Source organism: Acidiplasma cupricumulans (genome assembly GCF_001402935.1).
GTDB lineage: Archaea > Thermoplasmatota > Thermoplasmata > Thermoplasmatales > Thermoplasmataceae > Acidiplasma > Acidiplasma aeolicum.
On sequence record NZ_LKBH01000029.1, the window covers coordinates 1 to 7,597 of the forward strand.

Annotated in this window: 7 protein-coding genes; 5 read left to right on the plus strand and 2 right to left on the minus strand. The window is 36.8% G+C overall.

Annotated features, from left to right (window positions below; translation table 11 throughout):
• A partial coding sequence (locus AOG55_RS09440) for a hypothetical protein (RefSeq protein WP_055040778.1) occupies positions 1-364 on the plus strand: 364 nt, incomplete at its 5' end.
• 47 nt (positions 365-411) lie between these two features.
• On the opposite strand, the gene acnA is transcribed toward AOG55_RS09440, so the two are convergent.
• On the minus strand, positions 412-2,919 hold the full coding sequence (acnA, locus tag AOG55_RS01150) for an aconitate hydratase AcnA (RefSeq protein WP_055040779.1): 2,508 nt from the start codon (positions 2,917-2,919) through the stop codon (positions 412-414).
• A 141-nt stretch (positions 2,920-3,060) separates the two neighbouring features.
• On the opposite strand from acnA, the gene AOG55_RS01155 reads away from it, so the two are divergent.
• On the plus strand, positions 3,061-4,239 hold the full coding sequence (locus tag AOG55_RS01155; RefSeq protein WP_048101277.1) for an NADP-dependent isocitrate dehydrogenase: 1,179 nt from the start codon (positions 3,061-3,063) through the stop codon (positions 4,237-4,239).
• Here the strand turns inward: AOG55_RS01155 and AOG55_RS01160 are convergent.
• Complete coding sequence (locus AOG55_RS01160) at positions 4,236-5,075, minus strand: aldo/keto reductase (RefSeq protein ID WP_055040780.1); 840 nt, start codon at positions 5,073-5,075, stop codon at positions 4,236-4,238. The two genes, AOG55_RS01155 and AOG55_RS01160, sit on opposite strands and share 4 nt — an antisense overlap.
• A gap of 97 nt (positions 5,076-5,172) precedes the next feature.
• Between AOG55_RS01160 and sucC the strand changes: the two genes are divergently transcribed.
• From sucC to AOG55_RS01175, 3 genes are read left to right on the plus strand one after another with little or no spacing between them, the layout of a single operon-like run.
• Entirely contained in the window at positions 5,173-6,279 is a 1,107-nt protein-coding gene (gene sucC, locus AOG55_RS01165) for an ADP-forming succinate--CoA ligase subunit beta (RefSeq protein WP_055040781.1), read from the plus strand.
• Between the two features lies 1 nt (position 6,280).
• A complete protein-coding gene (sucD, locus tag AOG55_RS01170) occupies positions 6,281-7,132 on the plus strand; it encodes a succinate--CoA ligase subunit alpha (RefSeq protein WP_082180440.1) in 852 nt (283 codons plus the stop codon).
• Between the two features lie 60 nt (positions 7,133-7,192).
• Positions 7,193-7,516, plus strand: a complete 324-nt coding sequence (locus tag AOG55_RS01175; protein WP_048101273.1) for a DsrE family protein — start codon at positions 7,193-7,195, stop codon at positions 7,514-7,516.
• Positions 7,517-7,597: the final 81 nt, after the last annotated feature.

Genomic DNA, 7,597 nt, shown 5'->3' on the forward strand with positions numbered 1-7,597 from the left:
TATAAGGATAGGAATAACCACTGATGAAAATAACAATTTAATAAAGCTGGAGGATTCCAGATATTTTGTAATTTTTGATGATGAAACAAAAAAGGAGGAAAGATACGACTCACCTGCATATAAAATAACGCCAAAGGGACAAGCACGAGATGTTGGAATGGATGAATTGTTAAAATATAAACCTGAGATGATGGTAATAACATCAGATTCATTATGCAAATGCACATATGCAACGTCACTACTGGCCAAGGTTAGATATATATTAATAGATGAAAAAATGAATGCAAAGGACATAGAAAACAGAATAAATGAATTTAAGAATAAAGCCCTTGACGTGCTAGAGCCAGAGTTATATAACAGATAAAAATTTATTTATCATTAAATATTAAATCCAATATTATATTAAAAAATTTATTTAATCTGTTCTGATATATACTTGAGTATATTTCCAGATTTTATGTAATTTAATTCTGCATCAGTATATATCAGTGCCTTTCCATGAATTTCATTACTGTTTATTCTTATGGTTAAATCCTGATTTTTATTTATATTTTCAATGCCATCTATGCTTATTAGCTCATCACCCTTTAGTTCAGGCATTTTATCGATCTGGACTGGTATTACTCCCATGTCCACAAGATTGTTTCTGTGTATTCTTTCAAAGCTCTCGGCAATTACTGCCTTTATGCCAAGCAATGCTGTAACCTTTGCTGCCCAGTCTCTGGAGCTTCCTGATCCGTACTGTTTTCCTGCAAATATGACCAGCGGAACATTTTCACTTTTATACTTCATTGCAGCATCATAGAAAGACATTTCCTCGCCTGATGGGTAAAATATTGTGTACCCACCGGTTTTATCAACCATTAGATTCCTTATTTTTGGATTTGAGAAGCCACCGCGCATCATTACCTCATGATTACCGCGCCTTGCACCGAATGTATTCATTTCAGACACACCAAGCGAGGAAAGGTATTTACCTGCAACAGAGTCCTTTGCTATTGGCCCTGCTGGTGAGATGTGATCTGTTGTAATCTTATCACCAAATATTGCAAATATTCTGGCATTTTTTATGTTTTTTACAGGATCAAGATAAAGCCATGGTGGCTCCCTAATATATGTTGAGGAATCATCAAATGTAAATAATGTGCTTTTTGACGATTTTAATGAATTCCAGTTTGCGTCACCCTCGAAAACCTCGGCATATTCCTTTCTGTATGCCTCGGGATCCATTGCCAGATAAAAGTATTTTTTAATCTCCTCACTGGATGGCCATACATCCCTTAGGTAAACCGGTCTGTCGCCATCAAAACCTATGGGCTCATTTTCAAAATCTATGTCAACCCTGCCTGCTATGGCAAAGGCAACCACAAGAACAGGGGATGCGAGAAAGGCCCCTGCTATGTATGGGTTAATCCTGCCCTCAAAGTTTCTGTTTCCGCTTAAAACTGCATATGTTTTTATATTATTTTTTAAGATATCTTTCTGTACCTCAGGTATTAGAGGCCCGCTGTTGCCTATGCATGTTGTGCAGCCATATCCAACCACATCAAAGCCTACTTTATTTAAATAGTCAAGAAGGCCTGCGGCCTTAAGGTAATCTGTAACAACCCTTGAACCTGGAGCCAGGCTTGTTTTTACATAATCCTTTGATGTTAAATGGTGTTCATATGCCTTTTTGGCAAGTATACCGGCGCCAAGCATAACTGTGGGATCGGATGTATTTGTACAGCTGGTTATTGCAGCAATCACAACAGACCCGTCATTAACAACATCACCATGGTTGTTTTCTATTAGACCCTTTACTGTACCTCTAAGATCCTTTAATTCAACAAGCTCATCCGGGTTTTTTGGACCTGCCACAGAACTTTTTATTTCTGAGAGATCAATATCTATAACCCTATTATACCTCTTCGGGCCATTATAAAATAATCCCTGCGCCTTAAAATAGGCCTCTACTGAATCAGCATCCCTGTTTGTTGCCCTTATATACTGAAGTGTTTCATTATCCACAGGGAAATAACCGATGGTTGCACCGTATTCCGGGGCCATGTTTGCAATTGTTGCCCGGTCCTGTGCGGTGAGTTCATTAATATTTCCAAAAAATTCAACAAATTTATTAACAACGTTCTCAGACCTTAGCCTTTTGGTTATATAAAGCACGGTATCTGTTGGCGTTACCCCGGTATTTAATTTTCCCTTTAAGTTTACACCTATTACCTCTGGAACAGTCATAAAATATGGCTCATTAAGCATGGATGCCTCGGCCTCAAGACCACCGACGCCCCAGCCAAGCACACCGATACCTCCTATCATTGTTGTATGTGAATCTGCACCTATAAGGCTTTCAGGGAATATTGTGCCGTCCTTTTTGACAGCAAGTGAGGAAAAATATTCAAGATTTATTTGATGTATTATGCCATGGCCTGGCGGGACTATTCTAACATTTTCAAATGATTCCTTTGCCCATTTAAGAAAATTATATCTTTCTATGTTTCTTTCAAATTCGTCCTTCATGTTAATTATTATCGGCTCTGTATCCTTAAATGTATCAACAATTACTGAATGATCGATAACCATATCTGACTGCACTGCCGGATTTAATTTTTCGGGGCTTACATTTTTACTGTTCAAATATGACCTCATTGCTGCAAGGTCTAAAAGTATTGGTATTCCGGTATAATCCTGAAACACAACCCTGGATGGTTTGAACGCAATTTCTGATCCTGTTTTCATTGATGCAGTATTATCAATAGATTTTTCATTTATATCAATTCCATCAAAATTTCTCATCATATTCTCAAGTAAAATTTTAAAGGAGTATGGAAGGCTGTCAACATCGTACTTTTCATTGAGCTGCGCAAGAGGGTAATACCTGTATTCATTTCCGTTTATTTTTATTGTATCAGTTTTAAATTCCATATCTCAATATATGTATATTAAATTTTAACTTTATTATTGGATGATTACTGCCTTAATTAAATCCAACTTAAAATTCAATGTATTTTGTATATCATAGAAAAATATATAAGATAATAAAATTTATTGAAACAAGGGATTTTAATGGATAAAATAATTTTCACCGGCGAAAAATGGAGGGTTCCAGACAATCCAGTTATACTTTATACGGATGGTGATGGCATTGGCCCTGAAATCATGGATGCAACCAGAAAGGTCGTTGATGCTGCGGTTAAGAAGGCTTACAAAAATAAAAAAATAGCATGGAGGGAGGTCCTGGTGGGCGATAAGGCCCTGAATCTAAAGGGCGATAGGTTTCCTGAGGAATCCATAAAGGATATAATGGAATACCGGATATTACTGAAGGCCCCACTTGGAACCCCTGTGGGCACAGGTTTCAAGTCCATAAATGTAAGAATACGGCAGATGCTCGATTTATATTCAAACATAAGGCCGGTAAAGTATGTGAATGGCCTTCAGAGTCCGCTTGAGCACCCAGAAAATGTTAATTTAACAATTTTCAGGGAGAATACAGATGACCTGTACATGGGTTATGAGTGGAAATATGATAGCAGGGAGGCACAGGAAATAAAGGCATTTTTTAAGGAAAAATTGGGCATAGATCTTGGTGATGATACTGGCATAGGCCTGAAGCCAATGAATAAATATAAAACACAGAGAATAACAAGGGCGGCAATTAAATTTGCAATATCAGAAAATAAGAAAAAGGTCACAATTATGCACAAGGGCAATGTAATGAAGTATACAGAAGGTGCATTTAGGGAATGGGCATATGAAACCGCCTTAAATGAATTTTCTGATTATGTTTCGCAGGATGGCAGTAAAAAAATACTTATAAATGACATAATAGCAGATAATATGTTCCAGCAAATTATAACAAGACCCGGGGAATATGATGTTATTCTTGCACCGAATATTGATGGTGACTATATATCTGATGCCGCCGGGGCACTTATTGGAAATATAGGCACACTGGGGGGCGCCAATGTTGGTGACGATGGTGCCATGTTCGAGGCAGTACATGGAACAGCCCCAAAGTATGCAGGTAAAAATATAGCAGACCCACTTGGGCTCATAAGGGGTGCCCAGCTTATGCTGAAATATATGGGCTGGACAGAGGCAGAGGATATAATTGAAAGGGCTGTAAACAAGGCAATAGAGGAAAAAACTGTAACTGCAGACCTTGCAAAATTCTTTAATGTGAATCCACTTGGAACAGCAGAATATGGTCAGAGGCTTGTTGAAAACATAAATTCATTTTAAAAATTATTTTGTATATATTTTATTAATTCATCATTCAATTTTATATCAGCATATTTTATATTCTGCATTACATGTTCAGGATTTGATGCACGCGGAATTGGAAAAACATTATCACTTATGCTTGTAAGGTACGAAAGGGCTATGCTTGTACCGGGCACATCCCCAATTTTTGACCTTATATAATTAAATTTTTCCTCAAGATTCTTATTCCTTGCTGTTTTACCATGGGCTATGGGAAAATACGCCATTAATGCAATGTTATTCTTCTTTAAATAATCTAAAATATTATTCTCAACGTTTCTGTGCAGTATATTATAATTAAGCTGCACGGCGCATAAATTGTATTTTTTAAGATTTTCCACAGTGTATTTAATAAGCTTAAAACTAAAATTGCTTACACCTATATTTCTTATTAATCCAGCCTCTGTTAATTCCTCCATTTTTTTTAATGTTTTCTTAAGATCAACCGCATAGTTTGGAAAATGTATTATGTATAAATCCACATAATCCATATTTAAATTTTTTAGGCTTCTTTTCAGTGCCCTTTCAAGGGATTTTGGTGATAAATGTGTTGGAAGCACCTTTGTTGATATAAATATTTCATCACGCTTGAAATTTTTTACCGCCTCGGATACAATACCCTCTGTATGATAAAATTCAGCAGTGTCTATTAAATTAATTCCATTTTCCAGACCAGTTTTAATGGCATTAATCTTTGTTTTCTTATTTGAATATACCCCGGCATATGTTTTGAAGATCCACCGCATATCATAATATGTTCCCATTCCTATTGCCGATGCTTTAAAGCCTGATGTGCCAAAGTCTCTGTAAATCATGTAATAAAATGCATTATATCCTTAAAAATATTTTTAACCATACTTTTAGCCTGAAAAATAATATTAAATATGGTCTAATCATTTAATTTCGATATATATGAATCTCTATGAATACATGGGGAAGGAAATTTTTAAAAAATATGGAATACCAGTTCCAGATGGCTATGTTGTTTCTGATATTAATGAGATCAGGCCCTATCAATATCCAGTGGCCGTAAAATCCCAGATACTTTCAGGAAAGCGTGGCAAATCAGGTGGTATAAAATTTGCCAAATCACAGGAGGATCTAAAAGAGGCTGCAAAAACCCTGCTGGGAGCAACTATAAACGGTTTAAAGGTAAATAAACTATTAATAGAGAGAATGATAAATATTAAAAAAGAGTTATATTTAAGCATAACCCTTGATAGATCATCAAAGGGGCCACTTTTAATGGCATCTCCTGATGGCGGGATGGATATAGAGAGTGTACCAGACAGCAGAATAATAAAAATAAAGATAGACCCATTAATGGGATATTCTGATTATATATCACGGGAGGTTTCTGAATTTCTGGGCCTTTCCGGCAGTTTGAAGTCGCAGCTTGGGACTTTAATAGGATTACTTTATAATGCATTTAAAAAGGAGGATTCTCTACTGATGGAGATAAATCCCCTTATAATCGATTCATCAGATAATATTATTGCCGGTGATTCCAAGGTAATTATAGATGATAGCTCCCTATACAGGCATAAGGAGTATATTTTCCCTGATCCTGAGAAGACAGAGCTCGAAAATGAATCAGCATCAAAAAGCTTTACATTCATTGAAATGGATGGTGACATCGGTGTAATAGCCAATGGTGCGGGGCTTACAATGGCGACGCTGGATGCCCTGACGCTTCACAAACTCAGGCCAAGAAATTTCCTTGACCTAGGTGGAACTGACAGTACGGGTATAGTTGAGGATGCATTCTCATTTGTTTTGAGGGCAGATCCAAAAATATTTTTTGTGAATATATTTGGCGGTGTTACCAAGGCTGATACGGTGGCCAATGGCATAGTTGCAGCAAAGAATAAATTCAATATAAAACAGAAAATTGTTGTTAGGCTTAGCGGTGTTCATGAGGATGAGGGCAGGAGGATTCTTATGGACAATGGCATAGATGCCTATTCAAATATGAATGATGCAATCAATGAGCTTGTGAAATTAAATGGGGGTAATTAAAATGGTGCTTATAACAAAAAATACAAGGGTAATAGTTCAGGGAATGACCGGTCACCAGGGTTCATTTCATTCAGGTGAAATGATAAAATTTGGGACAAATGTTGTTGCAGGAGTTTCTCCGGGAAAATCTGGCGGCACTGTCAATGGCATAAAAATATATGAAACTGTTATGGACACACTTGAACTTATGCCTGAAGCCTCAATGCTGGCAGTGCCGGCTCCTTTTGTCAGGGATGCCGCCTTTGAGGCAATTGATAATGGACTAAAGCTTATATACATACTGGCAGAACACGTTCCTGTACATGACACCATGGAAATTGTTGCAGAGGCAAACAGAAAGGGTGTAACAGTTATAGGCCCCAACAGCCCCGGAATTACGGTTCCTGGTGAGGCAAAAATAGGGATCATGCCCAACCATATATTTAGAAAAGGAGACGTTGCAATTGCATCAAGAAGTGGAACATTAACATATGAAATTGTTAAGGCTGTTACTGATGCTGGATTTGGTGAGAGTACAGTAATAGGACTGGGAGGAGACCCTATTGTTGGCCTTACCTTCCTTGATGTAATAAAAATGTATAACGAGGATAAAAACACCAAAAGGATTGTGCTTGTTGGTGAGATTGGTGGAAGTGAGGAGGAAAGGGCTGCCAGATATGTAAAGGAAAATGTCAAAAAGCCTGTTGTTGGTTACATAACCGGAAGGAGTGCACCACCAGGAAAAAGAATGGGGCATGCAGGTGCAATAATTGAACGTGGGACAGGCACTGCAGAATCAAAAATAAAAGCGTTTATGGATGCTGGAATTAATGTTGCAGATTACCCGGATGATATACCCAAGCTTTTAAAATAATTTTTATAAACATTTTCAAAAAAAATATACCTTTAATTACATTATAAAAATTAGTATGATATGAAAATATTATTTCAAATATCTGAAAGTGAGAAAATACCTTTGTCATATCTGGCAATATCCAATATGGCAAAAATGAATGATGTTGAAGACATTGTTGCAGTTTATTCAGAAACTGGTATATTTGGCGTTCTTAAATCCGAATCTGAAAATATAAACAATTTGCTTGGCAATCATAAAATAAATGTATACGCATGCGGTGTTGCAATGAAATCAAACAACCTTTCAGATGCTGATCTGGCACCCGGTGTTAAAATCGCTCCTGTTAGCTTTTATGAAATTGCAAAAAGGCAAAAGGATGGCTATATCTACCTAAGGCTTTAAAATTTTAATTTTTATCTTCCAGCTTCAAAGTATCCTGCCCCAGTTATGGTATAATATCTTTATTTAAACCATGATTTTATA